At 62.4% G+C, this 23,498-nt stretch carries 20 protein-coding genes, 1 tRNA gene and 1 pseudogene; 12 read left to right on the top strand and 10 right to left on the bottom strand.

Translation table 11 applies throughout. From position 1 onward, the window contains the following. Positions 1 to 5: 5 nt before the first annotated feature. Together FHE74_RS04140 and FHE74_RS04135 are read left to right on the top strand one after the other, a co-directional pair. On the top strand, positions 6 to 752 hold the full coding sequence (locus FHE74_RS04140) for an NAD(+) diphosphatase (RefSeq protein ID WP_139465240.1): 747 nt from the start codon (positions 6 to 8) through the stop codon (positions 750 to 752). Then, positions 753 to 2,798, top strand: a complete 2,046-nt coding sequence (locus tag FHE74_RS04135) for an ATP-dependent helicase (RefSeq protein ID WP_139465239.1) — start codon at positions 753 to 755, stop codon at positions 2,796 to 2,798. 12 nt (positions 2,799 to 2,810) lie between these two features. Here FHE74_RS04135 and FHE74_RS04130 read toward each other — a convergent pair whose 3' ends face one another. Then, the gene (locus tag FHE74_RS04130) at positions 2,811 to 3,635 is read right to left on the bottom strand and encodes a hypothetical protein (protein ID WP_139465238.1); all 825 of its coding nucleotides are present in this window, start codon (positions 3,633 to 3,635) and stop codon (positions 2,811 to 2,813) included. Between the two features lie 17 nt (positions 3,636 to 3,652). Between FHE74_RS04130 and FHE74_RS04125 the strand changes: the two genes are divergently transcribed. Next, entirely contained in the window at positions 3,653 to 4,153 is a 501-nt protein-coding gene (locus FHE74_RS04125; protein WP_139465237.1) for a M48 metallopeptidase family protein, read from the top strand. A gap of 12 nt (positions 4,154 to 4,165) precedes the next feature. On the opposite strand, the gene FHE74_RS04120 is transcribed toward FHE74_RS04125, so the two are convergent. Continuing rightward, the gene (locus FHE74_RS04120) at positions 4,166 to 5,599 is read right to left on the bottom strand and encodes a zinc-dependent metalloprotease (RefSeq protein ID WP_139465236.1); all 1,434 of its coding nucleotides are present in this window, start codon (positions 5,597 to 5,599) and stop codon (positions 4,166 to 4,168) included. An 83-nt stretch (positions 5,600 to 5,682) separates the two neighbouring features. On the opposite strand from FHE74_RS04120, the gene FHE74_RS04115 reads away from it, so the two are divergent. Then, the gene (locus tag FHE74_RS04115; protein WP_246049182.1) at positions 5,683 to 6,783 is read left to right on the top strand and encodes a YlbL family protein; all 1,101 of its coding nucleotides are present in this window, start codon (positions 5,683 to 5,685) and stop codon (positions 6,781 to 6,783) included. Positions 6,784 to 6,789: 6 nt separating this feature from the next. Here the strand turns inward: FHE74_RS04115 and FHE74_RS04110 are convergent, their stop codons facing one another. Further along, complete coding sequence (locus tag FHE74_RS04110) at positions 6,790 to 7,461, bottom strand: hypothetical protein (RefSeq protein WP_246049181.1); 672 nt, start codon at positions 7,459 to 7,461, stop codon at positions 6,790 to 6,792. A gap of 56 nt (positions 7,462 to 7,517) precedes the next feature. After that, entirely contained in the window at positions 7,518 to 8,054 is a 537-nt protein-coding gene (locus tag FHE74_RS04105; RefSeq protein ID WP_139465235.1) for a PPA1309 family protein, read from the bottom strand. A 106-nt stretch (positions 8,055 to 8,160) separates the two neighbouring features. On the opposite strand from FHE74_RS04105, the gene FHE74_RS04100 reads away from it, so the two are divergent. The 5 genes and pseudogenes from FHE74_RS04100 to FHE74_RS04080 form a co-directional block, all read left to right on the top strand. Next, complete coding sequence (locus FHE74_RS04100; protein WP_281279392.1) at positions 8,161 to 11,154, top strand: UPF0182 family protein; 2,994 nt, start codon at positions 8,161 to 8,163, stop codon at positions 11,152 to 11,154. Positions 11,155 to 11,273: 119 nt separating this feature from the next. Beyond that, positions 11,274 to 11,350: transfer RNA gene (locus FHE74_RS04095), tRNA-Met, on the top strand. A gap of 535 nt (positions 11,351 to 11,885) precedes the next feature. Then, complete coding sequence (locus FHE74_RS10760) at positions 11,886 to 12,599, top strand: LppP/LprE family lipoprotein (protein WP_246049180.1); 714 nt, start codon at positions 11,886 to 11,888, stop codon at positions 12,597 to 12,599. A 294-nt stretch (positions 12,600 to 12,893) separates the two neighbouring features. Further along, positions 12,894 to 13,022, top strand: a complete 129-nt coding sequence (locus tag FHE74_RS10800; protein WP_281279395.1) for a hypothetical protein — start codon at positions 12,894 to 12,896, stop codon at positions 13,020 to 13,022. A 31-nt stretch (positions 13,023 to 13,053) separates the two neighbouring features. Continuing rightward, a pseudogene (locus FHE74_RS04080) lies at positions 13,054 to 13,591 on the top strand (DUF1846 family C-terminal domain-containing protein); the annotation flags it as partial. A 4-nt stretch (positions 13,592 to 13,595) separates the two neighbouring features. On the opposite strand, the gene FHE74_RS04075 reads toward FHE74_RS04080, so the two are convergent. The 6 genes from FHE74_RS04075 to FHE74_RS04050 all read right to left on the bottom strand — a co-directional run bounded on the left by FHE74_RS04075 (position 13,596) and on the right by FHE74_RS04050 (position 19,629). Further along, on the bottom strand, positions 13,596 to 14,264 hold the full coding sequence (locus FHE74_RS04075) for an ABC transporter ATP-binding protein (RefSeq protein WP_139465234.1): 669 nt from the start codon (positions 14,262 to 14,264) through the stop codon (positions 13,596 to 13,598). Between the two features lie 110 nt (positions 14,265 to 14,374). Next, positions 14,375 to 15,451 carry a FecCD family ABC transporter permease gene (locus FHE74_RS04070; RefSeq protein ID WP_218973317.1) on the bottom strand — a complete coding sequence of 359 codons (1,077 nt, stop codon included), beginning with the start codon at positions 15,449 to 15,451 and terminating at the stop codon, positions 14,375 to 14,377. Positions 15,452 to 15,507: 56 nt separating this feature from the next. Next, positions 15,508 to 16,773 carry an ABC transporter substrate-binding protein gene (locus FHE74_RS04065; protein ID WP_246049179.1) on the bottom strand — a complete coding sequence of 422 codons (1,266 nt, stop codon included), beginning with the start codon at positions 16,771 to 16,773 and terminating at the stop codon, positions 15,508 to 15,510. A 162-nt stretch (positions 16,774 to 16,935) separates the two neighbouring features. Beyond that, positions 16,936 to 18,375 (bottom strand): MATE family efflux transporter, encoded by a 1,440-nt coding sequence (locus tag FHE74_RS04060; RefSeq protein WP_139465233.1) that lies wholly within the window; start codon positions 18,373 to 18,375, stop codon positions 16,936 to 16,938. Further along, on the bottom strand, positions 18,372 to 18,941 hold the full coding sequence (locus tag FHE74_RS10755; RefSeq protein ID WP_139465232.1) for a PALP domain-containing protein: 570 nt from the start codon (positions 18,939 to 18,941) through the stop codon (positions 18,372 to 18,374). The genes FHE74_RS04060 and FHE74_RS10755 overlap by 4 nt, the downstream gene beginning before the upstream one ends. Positions 18,942 to 19,116: 175 nt before the next feature. Then, complete coding sequence (locus tag FHE74_RS04050) at positions 19,117 to 19,629, bottom strand: hypothetical protein (protein WP_139465231.1); 513 nt, start codon at positions 19,627 to 19,629, stop codon at positions 19,117 to 19,119. 181 nt (positions 19,630 to 19,810) lie between these two features. Between FHE74_RS04050 and FHE74_RS04045 the strand changes: the two genes are divergently transcribed. From FHE74_RS04045 to FHE74_RS04035, 3 genes are all read left to right on the top strand, one after another. Next, positions 19,811 to 20,380 carry a hypothetical protein gene (locus FHE74_RS04045; RefSeq protein WP_180339673.1) on the top strand — a complete coding sequence of 190 codons (570 nt, stop codon included), beginning with the start codon at positions 19,811 to 19,813 and terminating at the stop codon, positions 20,378 to 20,380. Between the two features lie 214 nt (positions 20,381 to 20,594). Continuing rightward, the gene (locus tag FHE74_RS04040) at positions 20,595 to 21,980 is read left to right on the top strand and encodes an anaerobic C4-dicarboxylate transporter (protein WP_139465229.1); all 1,386 of its coding nucleotides are present in this window, start codon (positions 20,595 to 20,597) and stop codon (positions 21,978 to 21,980) included. Between the two features lie 128 nt (positions 21,981 to 22,108). Beyond that, positions 22,109 to 23,494: an anaerobic C4-dicarboxylate transporter gene (locus FHE74_RS04035; RefSeq protein WP_139465228.1), complete on the top strand. Its 1,386-nt coding sequence runs from the start codon at positions 22,109 to 22,111 to the stop codon at positions 23,492 to 23,494. The last annotated feature ends 4 nt before the right edge of the window (positions 23,495 to 23,498 follow it).

Genomic DNA, 23,498 nt, shown 5'->3' with positions numbered 1-23,498 from the left:
TCTTCGTGTCCACCTTCCTAGTCACGCAATCGCTCGAGGTCGCCGTCGACGAGCATGGTCATGCCCTGCGCGTGGACGATGGCTTCGCAGTCGAGCGGCTCGTCAAAATTTCCGACGATCTCACCGCCGTGCAACTAACCGCCGACGAGGAAGCCGCCTACGCCAATTCCGGAGTTAGGTTCAGTGCTGGTAGGACGCTCATTTCAGATCGTCGGGTAGCCCGCGCTTTGGCGTTGTTGTCCCATCGCCAAAAGCTGCGCTTCGATCCACTGGATGGCACGCCAGTGCTTTTCGACGACGCGGGCATCGTGGCTAGCGGGGGAGCAAGCGGCAAGATCTTCCCGCGCGTTGATCCCGCGGTGATCGGGCTGGTGTGGCTTGCCGATACCGGAAAGCTGCTGCTGGCCCGCGGGCGACACCGCTCCTACTTTTCGCTGGTGGCGGGATACGTGGATGCCGGGGAAAACCTCGAGGAAGCGTTCATCCGCGAGGTGAAAGAGGAAACCGGAAGAAGGATCAGCACCCCGCAATACTGGGGGAGCCAGCCTTGGCCGATCGGAGAATCTCTCATGGTCGGATTCAGCGCGGTGACCCAGGATGAGCATCCGATAAGCGAACCGGATGGAGAGTTGGCAGAGACGCGGTGGGTCAGACCGGCCGAACTCAGCGAGATCCAGCTGGCCGGGCCGGGCTCGATTGCCAGGGCCATGTTGGGGCAGGTGTACTACGAGGAGACGGGAAGGCAGCTGTAGATGATCGATCTGTCTCAACTCGATGAGGACCAACGCGTCGCGGCAACCGCCCCGCGCGGCCCGGTGTGCATCCTGGCGGGCGCTGGAACAGGTAAGACGCGCACGATCACTTACCGGATCGCCCACCTGATCGACAACGGATTTGTGGGACAGCACCGCGTGCTCGCCGTGACCTTTACCTCACGAGCTGCGGGGGAGATGCGGGACCGTTTAACCCGCATGGGAATCGGTGCCGTGCAGGCGCGCACCTTTCACGCCGCGGCCCTGCGCCAACTGCGATACTTCTGGCCCCAGGTGGCAGGCGATCTGCCGTGGCGCTTGATCGACAACAAGTTCCCCTTAGTGGGACGAGCTGCCCGCTCAGTCGGCCTGCCCACCACCAAGGACAGCGTGCGTGACCTGCTGGGCGAGATCGAGTGGGCGAAGGCGTCGTTGATCACAGCTGATGGGTATGCAGGAAGCGTCGATAAGCATCGTCGAACTCCGCCGGCCGATGCTGCCAAGGTCGCCGAGGTGTATCGACGCTACGAGCAGGCCAAGACCACGCCAGAGGGGATGCTGCTCGATTTTGATGACCTCCTCTTGCACGTGGCTGGGGCCTTGGAGAACGCCCCCGGGGTGGCGGAGGAGTTTCGCCAGCAATACCGCAGCTTTGTTGTCGACGAGTACCAGGACATCACCCCGCTGCAGCAACGCGTGCTCGAGGCGTGGCTGGGGGAGCGCGACGACCTGACCGTGGTGGGTGATGCGAACCAGACCATTTACTCGTTTACCGGTGCGACCCCGGATTATTTGCTGGGGTTTTCACGCACCTACGAGAACGCGACCGTGGTCAAGCTGCAGCGCGACTACCGATCCACGCCGCAGGTCACACAGCTGGCCAACACAGTAATCTCCAAGGCCACCGGGCGGGTGGCGGGCACACGCCTTGAGCTCACCGGCATGCGCCCGGCCGGGCCGGAGCCGACTTTCCGTTCTTTCCCAGACGAGCCGACGGAAGCCCGAGAGGTGGCTGGGGAGATTCTCTCGCTGCTGAATAAAGGGGTCCCGGCCAGTGAGATTGCGGTGTTGTACCGCATCAATGCCCAATCGCAGGCGTTTGAGCAGGCGCTCGCCGACGCGGGAATCAGCTACCAGGTGCGTGGCGGGGAGGGCTTTTTCCATCGCCCGGAGATCCGGGACGCCCTGGCAGAACTCACTAAGGCGAGCCGACGGGACGACCTCCCGCCGGATCCGGTAGCCATCACCAAGGCGGCATTGGCACCGCTGGGGTTGACCACCACAGAGCCGGAAGGCGCCCAAGCCCGGGAGCGCTGGCAATCCCTGCGCGCCTTCGTTGACCTGGTCACCGAAATCGCCCAGAGCAAACCCGGAATCGATCTGCCGGGAGTGATAGCCAACCTGCGCCAGCGTGCAGAGGCCAAGCAGCCCCCGACACTGCAATCGGTGACCCTGGCCAGCCTGCACGCAGCCAAGGGCCTGGAATGGGACGCAGTGTTCCTGGTTGGGCTGGTGGAAAACACGTTGCCCATTTCGCACGCCATCAAGGCAGGGGACGCCCAGATCGAGGAGGAACGCCGGCTCTTCTATGTGGGCGTCACGCGTGCTCGTGAGCACCTCGTGTGCTCGTGGTCGCTGGCTCGACAGGAAGGCGGGCGGGCCACGCGTAGTCGCACCCGCTTCCTCGACGGGATCGCCCCGGAGCTGGATGCCCCGAAGTCCACGAAGGCCACTGGTCGCCCCAAGCGCTGCAAGGTGTGCGACACGCCGCTTTCCTCCCCAGCCGAGAAGGTCCTGGGGCGCCACGAGTCCTGCCCACCCGGTGCGGAGCAGGAGGTCTTTGAGTCCTTGCGTTCCTGGCGAGCGGGAATCGCCAAGGAAGAGGGGATTCCTGCCTACATGGTCTTTAGCGATGCCACGCTGATGGCGGTGGCTGAAACCCTGCCCGAGAACGAGGCGGAGTTGCTGAGCATCAGCGGCATTGGCCCGATCAAGGTGGAGCGTTACGGCGCAGACCTACTCGGCGCCCTGCACCTGCACCGCTAACACACCACAGCCTCAAGCAACCCGGGCGGCAAAACAGATCGGACAGCCGGGGTGGGGCGGCAGCACGAAGCGGTGGGCCGCAACCGGATCATAAGGGTCGATGACCCAACAGGTCCCGACCTCCGGGGTCGAGCGCGCCTCCACCAGCGCGCCGACCACCGCAGTGGCTGTGGCCGCGGTGGCAGAGATAGCTAGCGGATCCTGATCTGGCTGCTCGAGTTCCCTGGCCATGAGGTGAAACAGGGGATCGTTGCGCACCCAGGTCAGCTCGACGCACATCGGACAGGCTCCCCGGCCATCCAGGCGCACGGGCCCGACCAGTCCGCGATGGTCCAGCGCGGCCGCGGTTACCGTGTTCGGGTGTGTTCGTACCGCCATGGCTCTGGTCTCGATGTTGCTTCCCCATTGATCCACCAGAACCGCCGGCGTGGAGGGACTTAGACCTCGCAGGAAATCCCAGGTTGGTTCGCTGCCCAAGGGCCGGCGCACCACAAATCCCGTCTGGGCGCACAGCTCGCGTATCGCTTCGGCCAGGGCAGTGGAACCGACCACGGCCACACTCGCGCGTCGGGCAGGGCGAAGAATTCCGTGCGAAACCAAGTCCTCGACGATCTGCTCGGCGGTGGTGACATCAAGACCTGCCTGCACAAGGCGCTGGCTTAGTGCTCGACAATCGGTGGGGCGATGCGCTGTGCGCAAGGCGCGCGCGACCACCGAGGGACGAGAACACTCGATGATTCCGGCACGCGAGGCATCCAGGCCGCATTGCACCGCTGTGCGGCCACGGGTGAGAATCTGCGCTCCAGGGCGCAGCTTGATCGCGAAAGAGGGGTCCATACTTAGTATTGACTGCTATGACCCCGTCATCGGTTCCCTCGGAAGTCACAATTGTGCGCTCGACGCGGCGCAAGAAGACTGTGCAAGCCAGGCGCACACCGCAGGGAATCGAGGTGCGCGTGCCTGCGGGGATGAGCCCGCGGGCTGAAAAGAAGGCAGTGGACTCGCTGGTAGCTAAGCTGCAGCGCCGGAGAGCTCCCCGCAGCGATGCGCAGTTGCTCACGCGAGCCCACGAGCTGAACCAGCGCTACCTGGACTCCCAGGCGAGGATCGGTTCGGTGCGTTGGGTGGATAACCAGCACACCCGATGGGGATCATGCACCACCTCGACCGGGGATATTCGCCTTAGCTCCCGCCTCCAAGGAGCTCCCGAATACGTGGTGGACGCGGTGCTCATCCACGAGCTGGTGCACACGTTTGTGCCCAACCACTCGCGGGAATTCTGGCAGTGGGCGGACCGTGCGCCCAAGGCCGAGCGCGCCAAGGGGTACCTGGAGGCGCTCAGCCAGCTTGGGTAGCGCCCGGCTGGGTTAGAGCTCGGTGCCGTCCTGGGAGCCGTCGTCCTTGCTGCGCTCCTCGTCGCTCTTCGGGTTCTCGTCCTCGCGGCGCAGCATCTCCTCGAGCTTGGCAAACTCCTCATCAAACCCATCGGTAGAAGAGTCGTCGAGAAGCCCGTCGATGAAGTCTGCCGGTGCGTCGAGGTGCTCCGCGGTCGGCAGGAAATCCGGGTGATCCCACACGGCGTCGCGACGCTCGATGCCCACCGCAACGGTGGCGCGGCGCCAGAGCTCCACGGCGTCGGCAACCTTGGGCGCATTGAACTCGATGCCCACCACCTGGGAGAACGCAGTCTCTGCGCTGCCGCCGGTGGCGCGGCGACGGCGCCACGCCTCGGTGAGCTTGGAGGCAGAGGGGATGCGCTCGCCGAGAGCCTCGGTGGCAACAAACTCGGCCCAGCCCTCGATGAGCGCCAGGAGCGTCTCCAAGCGAGTCACGGCAACCTGGTTGCGCGAGGTGATGCGTGGGGAGAGGTCCTGGCCCTGCAGGCGGGAAATCGCGTCCTGGATGGCCTGCGGATCGCCGGACTCCAGGTTGAGCTCGCGCGTGGCTTCCTCGATGTGCGAGGTGTCGATGACCAAGCCGTTGGCGTATTCCTCCACAGAGGAGACCAGGCGCTCAACCAACCACGGAACGTGCGTGAACAGGCGCTGGCGAGCGGCCTCGCGGGTGGCCACGTAGACCATGACCTCCTGGCCAGGGATGTTGAGCTCGCGGGCGACCGCCTGCACGTTGGCCGGCAGCAAAGCGATGGTGTCATCGGGGGCGATCGGCAGGCCGAAGTCCGAGCCGGTCAGGGACTGCTTGGCCAGATCGCCCAGGGCGTGGCCCAGCTGCATACCGGTGTTCATGCTGCCCATCTGACGCATCATCTGGCTCATGGGGCCCATCATCTCGCGGGCCTCGCCGGGCAGGGCCTCGAACTGGGCTTCATTCATCTGCTCGGCAACCGGGGAGACCATGCGCTTCCACTTCGGCAGGGTGTTTTCCAGCCAGTCGGTGGCGTTCCAGGCTGCGGAGCGTCCCGAGGTAGCCGGGAGGGTGGTGGCGTCGTCGATCCACAGCTGGGCCAGACGCACGGACTCTTCGACGGCGGCGCGATCCTTGCTGCTTACAGCCTCGGTCTTGCCGATCTGCTGCTGGGCGATCCGGTTAGCCAAGTCGTAGTTGACCGATTCCCCGCCGTTGCTGTTCATCGATGAACCCATGCCAGAGAGCATCTGCCCGAACTGGTTCAGGATGTCGCCTAGGCCTCCGCCACCACCGGCGGAGTTGCCGTTGCCGGGGTTGAACCCGAAGCCAAACATGCCAAACGGGTTCTGGTTCTGATTTCCGTCGCGGCCGTTCTCGCCGTTGCGGTCGTCGTCAGAACCGTCGGAGGAGGAGAAACCGAATCCGTTACTCATGTCGACCAATCTACAGGAGCCACCCCCACCGCCCGCCACGTCGAGGACAACGCTGAGAGCGAACACGGGTAGTGTCTTTCGGCGTGACTGACCCGAAGAACGAAGAGTCTGCTACTGCCAGCCGGGCGTTGGGTTCCCCGCGCCTATCGACGCTCGCCTTCGGCGCCATCCCCGTCGTTGCCCTGACCGTGCTAGCCACCGTGCCAAAGATTCCCTTCACCGACATCTCTCTGACCGTGCCCTATGCGGCCGAGGGGCCGGGGCCGGTCTTTGACACCCTCTCCGAAGTCGATGGTCAGCCCGTGGTGTCTATCGATGGCACTCAGGTAGACCAGACCAGCGGTGAGCTGAATATGACCACGGTCTCCGTGCGCACGCAGATGACCCTGGCCCAGGCATTGGCCAGGTGGGCCACCACCGATGACACCATCGTGCCCATCGAGCAAGTGATCCCGCCGAACCATTCGCCCGAGGACATCGAGGAGCAGAACAAAGCCGCCTTCACCCGATCCGAATCCGCGGCAACGATCGCGGCCCTGAACCATTTGGGCCGCCCGGTTAAGGTGACCGTGGCGGAGCTAGTGGAAGACTCGCCTGCCCAGGGTGTGCTCGCCCCCGAGGATGTGATCACCTCGGTGGACGCCCAGCCGGTATCCACACCGGGCCAGGTGCAGGAGCTGGTGCGTGCCAAGAAGCCAGGCGACTCGGTGGCTCTGGGCATTCGCCGAGGCGAAACCGACCGCACGGTCGAGCTTGAGCTGGCGGAAAGCCCGAAGAATAAGTCGGTGCCCATGCTGGGCATTCTCATGATTTCCACGCCCGCAGACGGCGTAAGCGTGGAGTACAACCTGCAAGACGTTGGTGGTCCTTCGGCGGGCATGATGTTTTCGCTCGCGGTGATCGACAAGCTTTCTCCCGGCGAGCTCAACGGTGGGCACAACGTCGCCGGCACCGGGACGATCAGCGAAAACGGTGAGATCGGCCCCATCGGGGGCATTCAGCACAAGGTGACCGCCGCGCACGGTGAGGGAGCGGAGCTCTTCCTCGCACCCAAGGCGAACTGCCAGGAGGCACTGGCGGGCAATCATGGTGATATGGCGATTGCGTCTGTGGAAACTCTCGATGACTCCATCCACGCGATGGAGGCCTTTAGCAGCGGAAAGGACTTCCCGCGCTGCAGTTAATCGCTGCTAGTGAGCGGGTTTCTGTTCCTCTGAGATCTCCTTCGGCTCGGCCTGATCCGCAGCCTTCTCGCCCTTCTCATCTCCCGGCGGGAGAGTCAGGCCGAGCTTCTTGATGTGCTCCTCTGGATCCACGATGTCCGAGGAAACCAGCTGCTGCATGACCAGCCCTTCCTCGTTATCCACGACCGTGATCACCGCGCTGGTTCCCAAGGTGGACCACCCCACGATGTAGCGGCCGTTGTCTTCCAGGACGGTGGAGCTGCGCAGCTCCTCCAGTACCTGGGTGGTGGAGGCCGCCTTGGACTTGGAGTCGAAGAGCTGGAATTGGCCCACGGCTGGGCCCGAGCACTCATAGGCGTTGTCCAGGCCGGTGGAGTCACAGGTATCAAACTGCTCCCACAGGGAGTCCGGGGCAATGGAACCGAAGCGCTTCTTCACCTTGGCCACGCCCTTGTCCGCGGCAGCGCTCGTGCTGTGCTCGGTGGACTTCGCGGTGGTGGTAGGGGTCGCCTCGGTGCTGGGGACTACGCTTTCCGACGCCGCAGGAGCCGCCGAATCGGGAGCAGCAGGCTGCTCGCCGGAACCCGAGCAGGCGCTCAACGCTAGTGCGGTACTTAGGCCAACGGCTGCGATCCCCAGGAATCGACGCGGGGTGTGGGGGCGATGCTCAACATTCACGGTGAAGGATCGTGCTCCTGTTATCGGCGGGGCAGTGGTGTCACAGTCTTTTCAGCTTAGGCCAGCTCGTCGGGATCTCGCTCAAGGCCCGCCCGCAGGGCCTCAATCACTCCCGGGGCCACGGATGGGCCGCCGCGCAGCTCAGGCTCGTCCTCGGCGAACGGGCCACGCTCGGCCAGTTCTGCCTCAGTCGGGCGCAGCTGCAGGATGGTGAGGTGAATATCGGAGTCGCGCAGAACGCCCGAATACAGCCGGGCCTCGCGCGCCGGGGCATTCGGCCCTTCCGACTGGTCGCGGAACATGATCTCTTGCGCCAGGATCACTCCGGCGACCTGCTCTGGCCACGCGGCTCGGGCGCAATAATCAACGAGTTCCTCGCTGCCGGCCGGGAGATTCTCGGGCAAGGAGTCCTGGACTACCAGGGACAGCGGCGAGGCAGACTCGTCGGTCAGATCGATGTGATCGCCCAGAAGGTCCGTCGGCACCAGCGCGAATAGGGTCGGCGGGTTGTCCCAGCCTTCGGCGTGAATGAAGTCGACAGCCTCTCGCATGGCAGAGTTCAACGCTTGCTGAGTGGGCTCGTCGTAAAGCATTGCCTTAAACATCCTTTTGGTCGATGGTCAGTGTTCCCTAGAGTAGGGGATGACGTGCCGGAAAAGGCACCACACCTTCTGTACTTAGAAATGGAGTCTGCAGCTCTTGTCGGCCCCTGCCTCGTCTCGTCCCGCCCGTTCCGGCCAGCCGCCTCGCGCGCTCGGCTGGATCATGGGCATTCTGTCCATACTCTTCGTCGTTATTCCGCTGTTGGTGGGGATCTACACCGACTGGCTGTGGTTTGGAAACCTCGACTTCCGCGGCGTCTTTACCACCACCTATCTCACCCGCATCGCGTTGTTTATCGGCGCTGGTCTGCTCTCTGGGCTGGCGGTCTTTCTTGCTGGTTATGCCGCATGGAAGTCCCGCCCGAAGGACATCGCGGCCTTCGATGCCCAAGCGGCTGACGCCAATTCCCCCATTGGGGTATATCGCCAGCAGATCGAGGGCACCGTCCGCTCGCTGCTGAAGATCGGCCCGGTGATCGTCGGTCTGATCGTGGGCTTCTTTGCCCAAAACGCCTGGCGCTCGGTGCTGTTGGCTATCAACGGTGGCAGCTTCGGCGTGACCGATCCGCAGTTCGGGCACGACCTCGGTTTCTACGCCTTCACTCTCCCCGTGATCCAGGTGCTGGTGGGCTTGCTGGGGCTGGTGCTCATCGTCTCTTTCCTGGCCAACTTGATTACGCACTACCTGCTGGGTGGAGTGCGCATCGGCAGCCGCACCGCTGGTGTGAGTGGCCATATTTCCGTTCCGGCGCGCGTGCAGCTTGGAGTGTTGGCTGGGCTGTGGATGCTCGTGCAGGCTGCGGGGTATTTCTTGGGGCGTTACGACGTCCTTTTTGCCAAGCAGGGGATCTTCACCGGCGGTGGGTACACCGACATCAATGCAGTTCTGCCGGCCCGCATCATTCTCATGGTGATTGCTGTGGTCGTGGCAGCGGCGTTCTTTGCCTCGATCGTGTACCGCGACCTGCGCATTCCCGCCCTTGGGGTGGTGCTCATGCTGTTGTCCGCCGTCATGGTGGGCACGGTGTGGCCGATGATTGTGGAGCAGTTTTCCGTGCGTCCTAATGCGCAGGCCAAGGAAGCCGAATACATCGAGCGCAACATCGAGGCGACTCGTTTTGCCTACGGCATTACTGACGAGGATGTGACCTACCTGGACAACTGGGGCGAGGGCTCGGTCAGCGACGAGAAGGTGGCCGCCGACGAGCAGACCATCTCGAATATCCGCCTGCTTGATCCGGACATCCTGGCGCCGACCTTCACCCAGATGCAGCAGCTGCGTAACTTCTACGGTTTCCCGGACACGCTGCAGATGGACCGCTATGAGGTCGACGGGCAGATGCGCGACTTTGTGGTGGCCGCGCGCGAGCTCGACCCGAACTCGCTGCGCGAGAACCAGCTGGACTGGATCAACCGTCACACCGTGTACACCCATGGCAATGGCTTTGTGGCAGCCCGCGCCAACACGGTGGACGAGGCTCCCCAGGAAGCTGGCTCTACCCGCGGTGGCTTCCCGGTGTTTACCGTTTCTGACCTACAGACCAACAAAGCAGCGCAGGAGAGCGAGAACGCCGAAAAGCTGGGTATCAAGGTGGACCAGCCGCGTGTGTACTACGGACCCGTGATTGCTTCGGCTCCCGATGGAGCTGATTACGCCATCGTCGGTGACAACGGCCAGGGTGCTGTGGAGTATGACACGGATACCTCCCAGTTCACCTACGACGGCGAAGGCGGCGTGGAGATCGGCAACTGGATCACTCGTGCTGCCTACGCCGCCAAGTACCGCGAGATGAAGCTCCTGCTGTCTGATCGCGTTGGGGGAAATTCCAAGATTCTGTACGACCGCGACCCGCGCGAGCGCGTGGAGAAGGTCGCTCCCTGGCTGACCACGGATTCGGAGACCTATCCCGCGGTTATCGACGGTCGTATCAAGTGGATCGTGGATGGCTACACCACCCTGAGCAAGCTGCCGTATTCAGAGCAGACCTCGCTGAGGGATACGACCCAGGACGCCCTGAACCCGGAGGGCACGGACCAGCGCCTGGTCAATGATCGTGTGGGTTACATTCGCAACTCCGTCAAGGCCACCGTGGACGCCTACGACGGCTCCGTTGATCTCTACGAGTTCGACACTGAAGACCCCGTGCTGGACGCCTGGATGGGTGTGTTCCCGGGAACGGTGCACCCGGAGTCGGAGATTTCTGACGAGCTGCGCGATCACCTGCGCTACCCAATGGACATGTTCAAGGTGCAGCGAGCACTGCTGGCGCGCTACCACGTGGATGATCCCGGCGTGTTCTTCAGCAATGATGCTTTCTGGTCCGTCCCGGGTGACCCAACTGCAGGGGGAGAGGGTCAGAACCTTGCCCAGCCGCCGTACTACGTGGTTGCTGCTGAGCCGGGAAGCCCCGAGCAGCCGAACTTCCAGCTGATTACGCCCTACCGTGGCCTGCAGCGCGAGTACTTGGCAGCGCACCTGGCAGTGAGCTCCGATCCGGACTCCTACGGCAAGATGACCGTGCGCATGCTGCCCACCAACACCCAGACCCAGGGTCCGCGTCAGGCGCAGGACGCCATGATGTCGTCCGACCAAGTAGCGCGTGACCGCACCCTGTGGGAGGGAACCAACACCCTGAAGTACGGCAACCTGCTCACGCTGCCGGTGGGCGGGGGAGAGATCCTCTATGTGGAGCCGATCTACTCGCAGCGCTCTAACCAGGACTCGGCCTTCCCGAAGCTGCTGCGCATGCTCGTCTCGTACAAGGGACGCGTGGGATACGCCCCGACGATTGCCCAGGCTCTGGAGCAGGTCGGCATTGACCCCAAGGCCGCGCAAGAAATCAAGGGCGAGCCCAGCTTGCCGGGCGAATCAGCTGACCCGAGCGCTGGGGACGCCGAGAAGAAGGACGAGAAGAATGCGCAGCCTTCTGCTCCTGCGGGCGGTTCAGGTTCGGAGGGCGAGGCGATCAAGGCAATTAACGACGCCCTGAATAACCTGGATCGAGCCAAGAACGGCTCGTTTGAGGAGTACGGCAAGGCTCTTGATGAGCTGGACAAGGCAGTCGAGTCCTACCGTTCCACTCAGCGATAGAAACTCGGGTTGACCTGGCGATTTGGCGTGCCAACGGGATAACCCCTATAGTTAATCCCGTTGCCGACGCCGGATGTTAAACATCAGGTTGCGCAACGGTGAATGAAGAAATCACCCGACGCGGGGTGGAGCAGCTCGGTAGCTCGCTGGGCTCATAACCCAGAGGTCGTAGGTTCGAATCCTGCCCCCGCTACCAATTTCTTCAACGGCACCCCCTCCACTGCGGTAGAGGGGGTTTCGTTTTTCTCGCTCGCCGGAAGAGTTTGCGGGTTAAGTGAAACGATTAGCGCGCGGGGGTAACAGCGCGGTGGATATGCACGGCGTCGTGACTCGTGATCCTCCACAGACTGCCGGCTCATCGCCGAAGACAGCGCAAGGCGGAAGCGGGGCAATAGTGATGTCGTGTACACCAAATTCCCTATCCCTGAGCACCGCTCTCGCAGCGGTGCTCTGATGGGGGCCATTGGCTGGGGTTAGACGTTCCTGGGGTGGCTCTATTCTTTGCTGGAACTCCTTACATCTGAAGCTGGGGAATCCTCATTGCGTAGGCGCGAAGGGGCGTGGGGCAAGCGCTCGGCCTACTCCCAAATGATGGATCAGCGAACGACGATTCTCGTCACAATGATCGTGGTGATTCTCAAGGCTGTGGCCACCGCAATATTTCACAAATTGCAGTGGAACTTGCGTTAACTTGTAGGTAGGCGGGATGCCCAGAGCGGAAGGAATGCTTGATGAGTCTTACTAAACACCACCCAGGTGGTTTCCGGCGCACCAGTGCGGTCATCTCCTCTGTGCCGCTCGCTTTAGCGATGCTTGGTTTGACGGCGTGCTCGCAGGACGATGGCGACCGGCAGGTCGCTTCCCAAGAGCAACCAACAACCGTTCAGTCCTCGTCAGTGATCAGCTCCGCGAACCCCGCGGAGAGCGACCGGTCCACACCTTCTTCCTCCGTGGAGCCGAACCCCACCGTTGGTGCCAACGGTGCAACGGGTGGCGCGTCGGAAAACAACGGGCAGGACAATGCTGGCCAGGAACAGCAGTGCTCCGGTCTTACCGGAGAACAGGCCGCGAGTCGTTGGATCGGGGAGGTGGCTCAGTCCACACCCGGCTGGGAGTGGACTACTGAGCACGCTAACACCTTCAGTTACGACGATTGCGCACCCTTGTCTGCGATCGCGGTAACGGTTCGTGGCGGGACGGCTTCATCTCCTTATCACATCATGCTCTTCCATCATGGCCGCTACCTTGGCACGGCAACGAAGGACGCCTATGGGTTCGCTCCATCTGTTGACCGTCTGAGTGACAGCGTCGTTGCGGTCACGTACCACTGGCGACGACCCGGTGAGACCACCGCTGAACATAGCGGCGAAACTTATGCGGAGTTCGCATGGGACTTCGATGCAGGCAAGGTCGTCATGACCGGTGACGTTCCACCCACTGGTTAGCGTGTCACCCTAATTGGAGCCGTTCGGGGTTAAAGAAGTAAAGGGATGGCGCAGGAATGCGTCCGCATCCGTTTTTACCCTTTAACCCCAGGTTAAACACCAACGTTCCCAAAGAGTGGTGAATCTTTGAAAACTCTGAGTCAGTTTCAAACGTGTGTGAACGCTGAGGTGTGCGGTTGCGTCCGTTAGCGTGGTGTATCTGTAGCTGCCGGTGACGCCCCCATCAACGACGTGGGCGACCACCACAGTACCTTTCGAATCAACTCTTACCTCTCCTCTTGAGGACAACCCACGATGGTCGCTGGCCCCAGTTATATCGACCCGACCGCCTACCTCGACGACCTGCTGTCCCAAGCCTCCCCAGACCTGATGCGCCAGATGCTCCAAGGCTTCACCAACCAGATCCTGTCCACCAAGGTCTAAAAACAACTGTCACCTAAACCCGCAGCAGTCCCGGCGGGGTGGCCTTGACTCCACCCAGTCCGACCGAGCGGCGACGGTGATGACCAAGGCTGGTGTTAACCCCGCCGGCCGCACGGTCGTAGCCCCGGCGCGGGAGGTGGAACAGCGGACAGACAACCCCGGCGCTGCGATCGAGCTGTCCGACGGAACCATCATCACCGAGCGGACCAGCGAACTCCTGGGGTGCTCCTCGGCCATGCTGCTCAACGCCCTCAACCACCTGGCCTGCGTGGATCACGACGTGCACCTGCTTTCCCGGGTCCATCACCCCGATCCAGCCCCTCAAGACGAAGGAACTTGGCAGCCGGAACCCCCGCCTGCACACCGACGAAGTACTCATCGCCCTGAGCGTGCCCGCAAAGACAAACCCGGAGGCCGCCCGCGCGCTTGAGCAGGTCAAGAACCTGCGGGGCTGCGATGTCCACGTCACCACCATCCTGAGCTCTGTGGACGAGAGCGTCTTCCGCAGCCTGGGCGTTCTGGTGACCTGCGACCCGAAGTTCCAGCGCAAGGCCCTCTACCGGATGTAGCGCGTCACCACAGCGCCCTAGATGCCTCCACCGCCAACCCCCCATCGGCGGTGTCCTGCACCGTCGCGCTCACGCCGTATACGTCGCGCAGCATCTCCTCGGTGATCACCTCGCGGGGCTGCCCCGCGGAGTGCACTTTTCCGCCGGCCAGCACCACCACGCAATCGCTAAACCGCGCGGCATGCCCCAGGTCGTGCACTGTCATCGCCACGGCGGAAGGGATCTCCCGCGCGTAGTCCCTGATCCGACTCAGCAGCAGCAGCTGATTACGTAGGTCTAGCGCGCTCGTGGGCTCGTCGAGTAGCAGCGCAGTTGGCTTGCGCACCACCGCCTGCGCGAAGCTGACGAGTTGCCGTTGCCCTCCGGACAGCTGCGCCATTGTTCGCGACGCAAACCTCTCCAGCCCCAGCATCTCCACCGTGGCCTCCACGTCGCGCCGAGCCACGCGGCCCACGCGGAAACCGGCAAAGCCCTTGAAAGACTGCTGCCTGGCGAGGAGCACGCTTTCGTACACCGTCAGGGAACTGACCGGTGGCGGGTCCTGCGGCAGGTACAACGCCTTATCAGCCTGCACGTCGCCGTCGTGCTTCTCCAACCCCGCGATACAGCGCAGGAGGGTCGATTTCCCGGCTCCATTGGGTCCGACCAGCGCGGTAACTGTACCGGAGTGCATGTCGGGCAAGGTGACGTCGGACAAAATGGGGGCCTGTCCAGCACCACCATAAGAAAACCCCACACCGCGCACTGAAACGGCGACGGGTGAATCGCCACAGTGACTGTCAGCTAGGAACGCCACGATTGCCTCCTCTGCCCGGCGATGATGAGGACGAACACAGGCACGCCAACGATGGCGGTGATGATGCCGACCGGCAGGATCACTCCGGGCTGAATCACCTTGGACACGGCCGAAGCCGCCACCAGAAGCAGTGAACCGGCCAGCGTGGATGCGGTGAGGAAGTAACGCTGATCCTCACCCACCAGCAGCCGCGCCACGTGGGGACCCACCAGGCCGATGAAGCCGATCGTGCCCGCCATGGACACCGCGGTGGCGGCCATGAAGGAGACAGCCACGAGCGTCAGCGCCCGCATCCGATCCACCTTCACACCCAAGGCACGGGCGCGGTCGTCGCCCATGCGGAACGCAGTGAGCGTCCACGAATTGCGGTAGAAAAACAGCAGGCCAACGGCCATAATCGCGCCTAACAGGGCAATCTGCGTCCAGGAGGAGCGTGTGAGGCTGCCCATCGTCCAGAACACCACCTGCTCCAACTGAGTCTCCGAGGCGAGGTACTGCATCAGGGCCAAAAGCGCATCGAAGAAGAACACGATGGCGATACCCAGCAGGATCATGGACTCCGCCCCGGGCCCGCGCAGGCGGGAGAACACCAGGATGATTCCGCAGGCCAGCATGGCGAAAAGCCACGCGGTTCCGGCCATACCCAGGGCCGCGCCCAGCCCCGCTGCGGTGAAGCCGGTGACGGTGGCCAGAGCTGCTCCGAAGCCGGCGGCCGCGGAAACTCCCAAGGTGTAGGGCTCTGCCAAGGGGTTGCCCAAGATGGTCTGCATCTGGGAGCCCGCCGCCGCCAGGGCACCGCCCACGAGTATCGCGGTCACGGTCATGGGCAGGCGGATGTCAAAGACAATCTGCCGGTCAATAGCCCGGGCCTCCCCGGGATGCGTCAACGTGTAGAGCACCTCATTGGCGGGCATACTGCCGCCGCCAAGGAGGAAGTCCATGAGGGATGCCCCCAGCAGCGCTACGGCAAGAATCCCGATGACCAGCCACTTCCTCCGTAGGGAACGTTGGTACCACTGGGGTTGCGGGCCGTCCTCTGCCGCACCGGTTGTCGCGTTCTCCACAATGCGTTTGGCAGCGTCCTCCGCTGTGCCTTTTAGGTATGTCGCCTCACTTCCTATCACTGCAAACCAGTCCAGAAGGTGCCGGAGGCCTCGATGGGCAGGAACTGCTCATGCAGCTCGCGGACTTCACGCTGCGGGTCGATGTCCTCGAACAGTTCGGGGTGCATGGCCTTGGCGAACATCTCCACGGCCAGGAAGTTATAGGGCGAGTCGTAGAAGTGATGCCACGCGGCGAAGGTGCGGTTGTTCTTCACTGCGTCGGTTTCCCGCACGGCCGGCTGCTTGTCCACGACTGCGCGGAGGTCGGCGGCGGCCTTCTCCGGGGCCTCGCTGTAGCCCAGCGACACGTAGGAACCGGGCTTCACCGGGGTTTTGCCCTGCGCCCAGTCGGCGCCGGTGGCGATGATGACCTCGGGGTTCTTGCCCGCCAGCGCTTCCGGGGAGACCTGGCCCTGCTTGGCGTCGATCATGCTGTTGCCTAGGTTGTCGCCGCCGGCGAGTTCCACGATCTCCGCCAGGTTGGACTTGGCAAAGGTGGAGCAGCAGTCGAAGTAACCAGGTGCGCGCCACAGGAAGGTCGGGGTGGGCTCTGCCTTGGCTTGCTCGAGGCGCTCGGTGACCATGTTCACCTTCGCCTCGTAGTACTTTATGAACTCCTCGGCGTCCTGCTCGCGGCCCATGAGCTGCCCCATCAGTCGGATGCTGGGCACGGTGTTCTTCACAGGGTCCACGAAGTAGTCGACGGTCACGGTCGGAACGCCGGCCTTCTCCAGGCCGTCGATGATGCCCGCGTCCTTGGCGGCGTCAAATACACCGGCGTTGAGCACGAAGACGTCTGGGCGGGATTCCAGCGCCTGCTCTAAGGACATGGTGTTGTTGTAGATTTCGCCGGTGGTGGAGATGTCCTTGACCTGCGGGAACTTTTCCGCGTAGCGGTCGTAGGTGGCCTTGTCGTTTTCTTTGAGGTCTTCGGGCCATGCCACGATCTTGTCCGTGGGGTTGTCCTTGTTGAGCAGTGCTGTGGTGTACAGCATCTTCTGCCCGCCCATGAGGATGCGATCGACCTTCTGCGGCACCGTCACTTCGCGGCCCATGGCGTCCACGACCACGCGGGTTGGCCCCTTTGCCTTGTCCCCGTTGCCATTTTCGCCCCCGTCGGAGCATGCGGTGAGTAGGAGCACGGCCAGCGCGGTGATCGCAGCGATCACCACTCGCAGCCACGTGGTTTGACCTGGCCTGTTTTGGGCTCCCGCTGTGTGGGCTGCGGGGAGGTGTGCGGGGTGCCGGAACGTTAGCGCCGACGCCACATCATTGAACATCATGGTGTTGTCATCCTTCTTCGTGTGTATCCGTGCCGGTGACCCGGCAGCGGGAACGCATCTGGGGCCACTGCCCCAACGTGCGCAGGTAGGTTGATTGACGGTTAAGAGGGGGGCGGCCCGCGGAGCCGGAGGACTCGGAGGTTGCCCTCTTGAATTGGGGGGTCAGGTCATGGCTGCGTCCCCTTCCGGCACCTCGGACAAGCGGCGCGCGAAAGCTCGGGCCAGCAACACGGCGGTGGTTCCGAAGCCCAGGATCAGGCCGAGCCACACGCCGTAGCCCTCCCAGTCGAGGCCGAGCCCCAGGAGCAGCAGCGCTGGCACGCCCACTAGCCAATAGCCCCACAGCGTGGCCTTGAGACCGGAAGTCGTGTCCTTTACACCGCGGAGCAGGCCCACCAGGACGTTTTGTGAGCCCTTGGCGAACTGTTGCGCCACGGCCAGGCACAGCAATAGGGTGGCGATGTGCAGGGTGTCTGGGGTGGCGTCGGTGAGGAAGAGCCACACGACAAAACGGCCGAGAGCCAACCAAACCACGCCGACAACGGCGAGGTAGATGCCCACGGAGATCATCACCCGGCGGGCCACACTGCCTACTGCCGCGCGACCGGCGGTGCGGGCGCGGCTGACCAGGACGGATCCACCGTGCGAGAAGCCGATGCACACCTGGTAGACGATGTACGCCAGCTGGTTAACCACCGTGTGCGCGGCAAGCATGGCCGGGCTGACCAGGCCCATCGCCAGGCCCGCGATGGTGGTGATAGCCGCCTCCGACCCGTATGTCAGGGAGACGGGCACGCCCAGGCGGACGAGGTCGCGGATGCAGGCGGCGTCTTCCCGGCGGGGAATGACGGCGAAGAACTGACCGAGGGAACTATCGCGGCGCAAGGTGCGGGCGAAGGCCGCCAAGGTGAAGATCTGCACCAGCGTGGTTGACAGGCCGATGCCCGCCACACCCCACGCCGGGCCCCAGCCCAGGGAATGTACCAGCCACAGCAGCGCCGCGTTCGCGCCCGCATTGACCGCGATGGAGATGAGGGTGACCACCAGCAAGGAGCCGGGGCGGCGCATACCCACGGCGAACTGGCGAAGTACGTTGAGCCAGATCATGGGGATCAGCCCCGGCGCGAGCGTCAGGGTCATCGCGAAGGTCAGGCGGGATACGGCGTCATCGACCGGCAGCACCAAAACCAGGGCGCCCAAGGCGATCACGAGTAGTGCACCGACCAGGGCCGTGACCGTTCCCACCGCCATGCAGCTGCGCACGGCCTGGCGGATTTTCTCCGTACCCGGGGAGTCGGTTGGCGAGGTCGCGGGGGCGGTACCCTTCCGCGCGTGGTCCTGCGCTTGCTGCTCCTGCTCCCGCTCCCGCTCGGCGGCGGCTTCCGCGACCAGGTTGCCCCCTGCTGTGACCATGCCCACGCACATCGTCCGGATCTGGTTATAGAACTGCATGGCCAAACCACCACCGGCGATAGCCACCACCCCGAGGGTCTGCAGCATCAGCACGTCGGTCGTGGTCAGCGCCACGCCCGCCAGTTGCACACCCGCGATGGGCAGGGCCAGGGAATAGACCTCCCGGTAGCTCGTGGTCGTCGAACTCACGCGACCATCACCTCAGCGCAGGAGATGGCGTGCGAATCGCGGTAGGCCTCAAACATGCCCACTACCTGGCGCTCGACCGGCTCAGAGTGCAGCTGGTGGGACTGCAGCCAGGTGTCGTTAAAGACGGTGTCGAGGTATTTCTCCCCAGTGTCGCAACCAATCGCCACCATAGTGGTGTTCGGTGGGTAATCCTGCAGGTGACGCAGACCTTCGTGCACGGCCGCACCCGCCGTGCCACCGACCATCAGCGCGTAGGGAGTTCCGTGCTCGTCGTAGAGGCTGATGGTCGTGTCGTACGTGTCTGGATTGTCGATGCCGTGCCGGTAAGAGGTCTTATACCCCACGAGGTCGCGGCGGCCATCGAAGCACAATATGGAAAAGGCGATGGAGTCGCGGTTGGCGACGGACCGGTCGATCACCATCTTGGTTGGGCACCCGGAGTTGCCCTCTTGCAGTGTCATGTATCCGTCTTCGACTGCTTGGATCACTCGGGCGGGTTCCAGCTCGATGTCCGCGAGGGCGGATCGAATGAGCAGGCGAATAGTGAGGGCTTGTGAGGCTGACAATGGGGGTGTCCTTAGGAAAGGTAGGGGAGGTTGCTGGTGTTGAGCACCATCTATCCGTCGTGACATTTGGGAAGCCTACCCTAAGTAAGGGTAGGCTTACTATATCCCAATTTAATTAGACCAACGGATTAACCCCTCATGCCCCCGGGGCGGGTTTCGCCGTACTTGGAGGAATCTAACGCGTTTTCTTGAGCTCGCGATATGGTCCGATGAACCACCAAGAGATAGGGACAAACACCGCGGTAATCGTCCAGTACAAGAGCCAAAAGGATCCTTGTGCACCTACTATGGCCACCCCGATAGCAAGCAGGACAATCGTAACTGCGGACCCCACGAGAGCTCTCTTCCACAGCGACAGTTGTTCCGCATAGGTGCTTTCTGCTCTGGGCTCAGGTTGGTGTCCGCCAAAACGCTTCACGGCTCGCTGATCCATCGCTTTGATAGCCACGGGGCCAAGGGCTAAGGAGTATCCGATGTAGAACGCGGAAAGTCCATGGACGAATTTTGAGTGACCCCCGCCGGATAGGTCTGCGTATGTCAGCGCCAACAGAATGAGATCGATCGCAGGGGTCAAAGCCAGCATCACCATGCCAACAGACTTCATGCCCGCGATATAACGAACTGCGAGTCCCCCGAATAGTAAAACCCAGAACAACACCTCGGCAATGATGATGGCAACTACCAGCAACTGTTCTCCTATAGGTTAAGCACCTTCCCTTTGAGGCGCTGTAGGAATCTAAGCGGGAACTCGTTGGAGGGCAGCGGAAGCGTTCTACAGCTGAGGTTAAACCTCCTAAGAGTCGCGCGCAGTCCATTACCATTAGTTACAAACTTTAAGCTGAATCACAGTCGGGTTTTAGGAGCGGGAAGTGGATAGTGTGAATACGCGCAGTCACTGGGGGCGGATGTTCACGGTAGCCGTGACCGGGTTTTCGGCAGCCAGCGTGGTCTCGGCTTGTAGCGCTGACACGACCGAAAAGGAAGAGCCGGTAGTCGTGACGGTGACCCAATCGCAAACCGGAGCTCCGCAGGGGCAGACAGCATCTTCACAGACTGCGGATGCGAAAGCCACCCAAGTTAACCCCGAGAACCGAGAGCCAGCTCCGAATGGCAACAACTCCGGTCGCTCCAAGGCAGACTTCCCCGGATACACCGTAGGGCGGACTGGCACGGGCCCTGCATGGGAACCCAATAACACGTCGCCGGAATTTGGTAGCAAGGTCTACTACGCCTTCATTGACCACTGGATCGCCACCGGGAACACGCAACCCACTCTTAACGTGACATCGCCCGTCACTGGCCAGACCTACGAAATGAGCTGCACTGGTGGCCAAGGCACTGATTCCGTTCTGTGCCAGGGTGGCAATAACGCCAAGGTGTACATCTATCGCCCGATTCCGGAGTCTGTGACCAAGCCCACTGGTTACACCTACGGGTAGATGCCCGTACGGGTGAGCAGGCAAACGTCGTAAAGCATCCGCCAAAACGGGGCACAACTCCCCAAAGGCGAGGTCAGAAGCATGTGGGGATCGGGGAGGTCGCCTCTTACCCCCTGTTAATTTCTAGTGCGATAAGTCACTATTGTTCGTTTAGGTGATACCGATCAACCGGGTCTAGCGTGAGAATTATCTACTACTAGAAGGATTCAAGCGTATGTTCGCCGCTGTTCTTGATCCGGCATCCGTGGTCGGAATCATCGTCCAATCACTAGTGGTCCTGGGATGTTTGCTCCTGGGCACGAGGTACGGGGGAATGGGGCTCGGCCTCATATCCGGAATCGGATTGACCATCCTGGTTTTCCTCTTCGGTTTGGTCCCCGGCGAGCCCCCGGTGTCTGTCATCCTCACCATCGTTGCGGTCATCGGTTGCGCGGCCACGCTCCAGCGGGCCGGCGGCCTGGACGTGATGATGCAATACGCGGAGAAGTTCCTGCGTAAAAAGCCCGAATTGATCACCATCTTCGCGCCGCTGGCCACCTGGTTCCTCACTGTGCTGTGCGGCACGGGGCACGTGGTGTACACGATGTTCCCGATCATCGAGGACATTGCGGTGAAGAAGGGAATTCGCCCGGAGCGTCCGATGGCCGTGGCCTCGACGGCTTCCCAGATGGGCATCACCGCATCTCCGGTTTCTGTAGCCACCGTGTCCCTGGCCTCGATCCTTGCCGAGAACGCCGGCATAACGCACACGAGCTACTCCATTCCGCAGATTCTCATGGTGGCAATCCCGGCCTCGCTCAGCGGTGTTCTGATCGCAGCACTGTGGTCCCTGCGCCGCGGTAAGGATCTGGACAAGGACCCCGTGTTCCAGGAGAAGTTGAAGGACCCGGAGTTCAAAAAGACGGTCTACGCCAAGAGTGAGACGCTGCTGGGCAAGACCTTCCCCAAGCAGGCTCACCTGTCCATGTGGATCTTCTTCGGCGCGATCGCCTTTGTCACCCTCCTGGGCGCCTCGGATGCACTTCGCCCGGCCGTGCCCGGCAAGAACGGCGAGCTTGCTCCGATGTCGATGAACCTGGTCATCCAGATGATTATGCTGCTCGCCGGCGCGATCATCCTGCTGACCTGCAAGGTCGAGGGCAACAAGATCGCCTCCACCCAGGTATTTAAGGCCGGCATGACCGCAGTCTTCTCCGTGTTCGGTGTGGCATGGATGGCCGACACCTTCTTCCAGACGCATATCGACGCCCTGGAAACCGGCCTGTCCGGAGTAGTCCAGCAAGCTCCGTGGGCATACGCGCTGGTGCTGTTTGTGGTCAGTAAGCTGGTCAATTCTCAGGCAGCGGCCCTGGTGGCCATCGCCCCGGTGGGCCTGGCGTTGGGCGTAGACCCCAAGGTGATTGTGGGCTTCTATGGTGCCGCCTACGGTTACTTCATCCTGCCGACCTACCCGTCCGACCTCGCTTGCATCGGCTTCGACAACACGGGTACCACTCGCATCGGTAAGTACATCATCAACCACTCCTTCCTCATCCCGGGCCTGATCTGTGTCAGCGTCTCGTGCCTGGTGGGTAGTGGTCTGGCGCAGGTTCTGCTGTAGGGCGTCGCTTCTCGACGCCCCTCCTCCGGCACACACGTAGATGATGCACATCACCCTTCCGCGGGTAAGTGATACGTAACTGCCGGCATTACCATCACTTTTGTCTGCTACTAGAAGGATGCAAGCGTATGTTGGCTGCTTTATTAGACCCGGCGTCTGTGGCTGGAATCATCGTGCAATCAATCGTGGTGCTGGGGTGCCTGATCCTGGGCACCCGCTATGGCGGAATGGGCCTGGGCCTCATCTCCGGCATCGGCCTGACCGCCCTCGTTTTCTTGCTGGGCCTGGCTCCTGGTGAGCCCCCGGTCCAGGTCATCCTCACCATCGTCGCCGTGATCGGCTGCGCCGCGACGCTGCAGCAGGCTGGCGGCCTCAACGTGATGATGCAGTACGCGGAGAAGTTCCTGCGTAAAAAGCCGGAGATGATCACCATCCTCGCGCCCTTGTCGACCTGGCTGCTGACCGTTCTGTGCGGCACCGGCCACGTGGTGTACACGATGTTCCCGATCATTCAGGACATCGCGGTAAAGAAGGGCATCCGCCCGGAACGCCCGATGGCTGTCGCCTCGACGGCATCGCAGATGGGCATCATGGCGTCGCCCGTCTCGGTGGCCACCGTGTCGCTGGCCTCCATGCTTGCCGAGCATGCGGGTGTTACAGACACCAGCTACTCCATCCCGCAGATCCTCATGGTCGCCCTTCCCAGCTCCCTGGGTGGCGTCCTCATCGCGGCCTTGTGGTCGCTGCGTCGCGGCAAGGACCTGGACAAGGACCCGGTGTTCCAGGAGAAGCTCAAGAACCCCGAGTTCAAAAAGGCCCTGTACTCCAAGGGTGAGTCCTTGATGGGAACCACTTTTCCCAAGCAGTCCTACCGCTCCATGTGGATCTTCTTCGGCGCGATTGTGGTGGTGACCATCCTCGGCGCATCCGAGGCGCTGCGCCCGCTGGTGCCTAACGACGACGGCAAGCTCGCTCCCATGTCCATGACCCTGGCCATCCAGATGATCATGCTCCTGGCCGGCGCAATCATTCTGCTGACCTGCAAGGTCGAGGCCAACAAGGTCGCCTCCACGCAGGTTTTCAAGGCCGGCATGACCGCGGTGTTCTCCGTGTTCGGTGTGGCGTGGATGGCCAACACGTTCTTTGCTTCGCATATCGACGTCCTCAAGGGCGGCCTGGGCGACGTAGTCCAAAGCGCTCCGTGGACGTATGCGATTGTGCTCTTTGTGGTCAGCCAGCTGGTCAACTCCCAGGCAGCAGCCCTGGTTGCGATCGCGCCACTAGGCCTGGCACTGGGTGTTGACCCGAAGATCATCGTCGGCTTTTACAGTGCTGCTTACGGTTATTTCATCTTGCCGACGTATCCTTCTGACCTGGCCTGCATCGGCTTCGACAACACGGGAACGACCCGCATTGGCAAGTACATCATTAACCACTCGTTCATCATCCCGGGTTTGATCTCCGTGATCATGTCCTGCGTGATTGGCACCGTGCTGGCTCAGGCGTTGCTGTAGGGGC

This window comes from Corynebacterium tapiri (assembly GCF_006334925.1).
GTDB lineage: Bacteria > Actinomycetota > Actinomycetes > Mycobacteriales > Mycobacteriaceae > Corynebacterium > Corynebacterium tapiri.
This window is presented reverse-complemented; position numbering and strand designations above follow the sequence as displayed.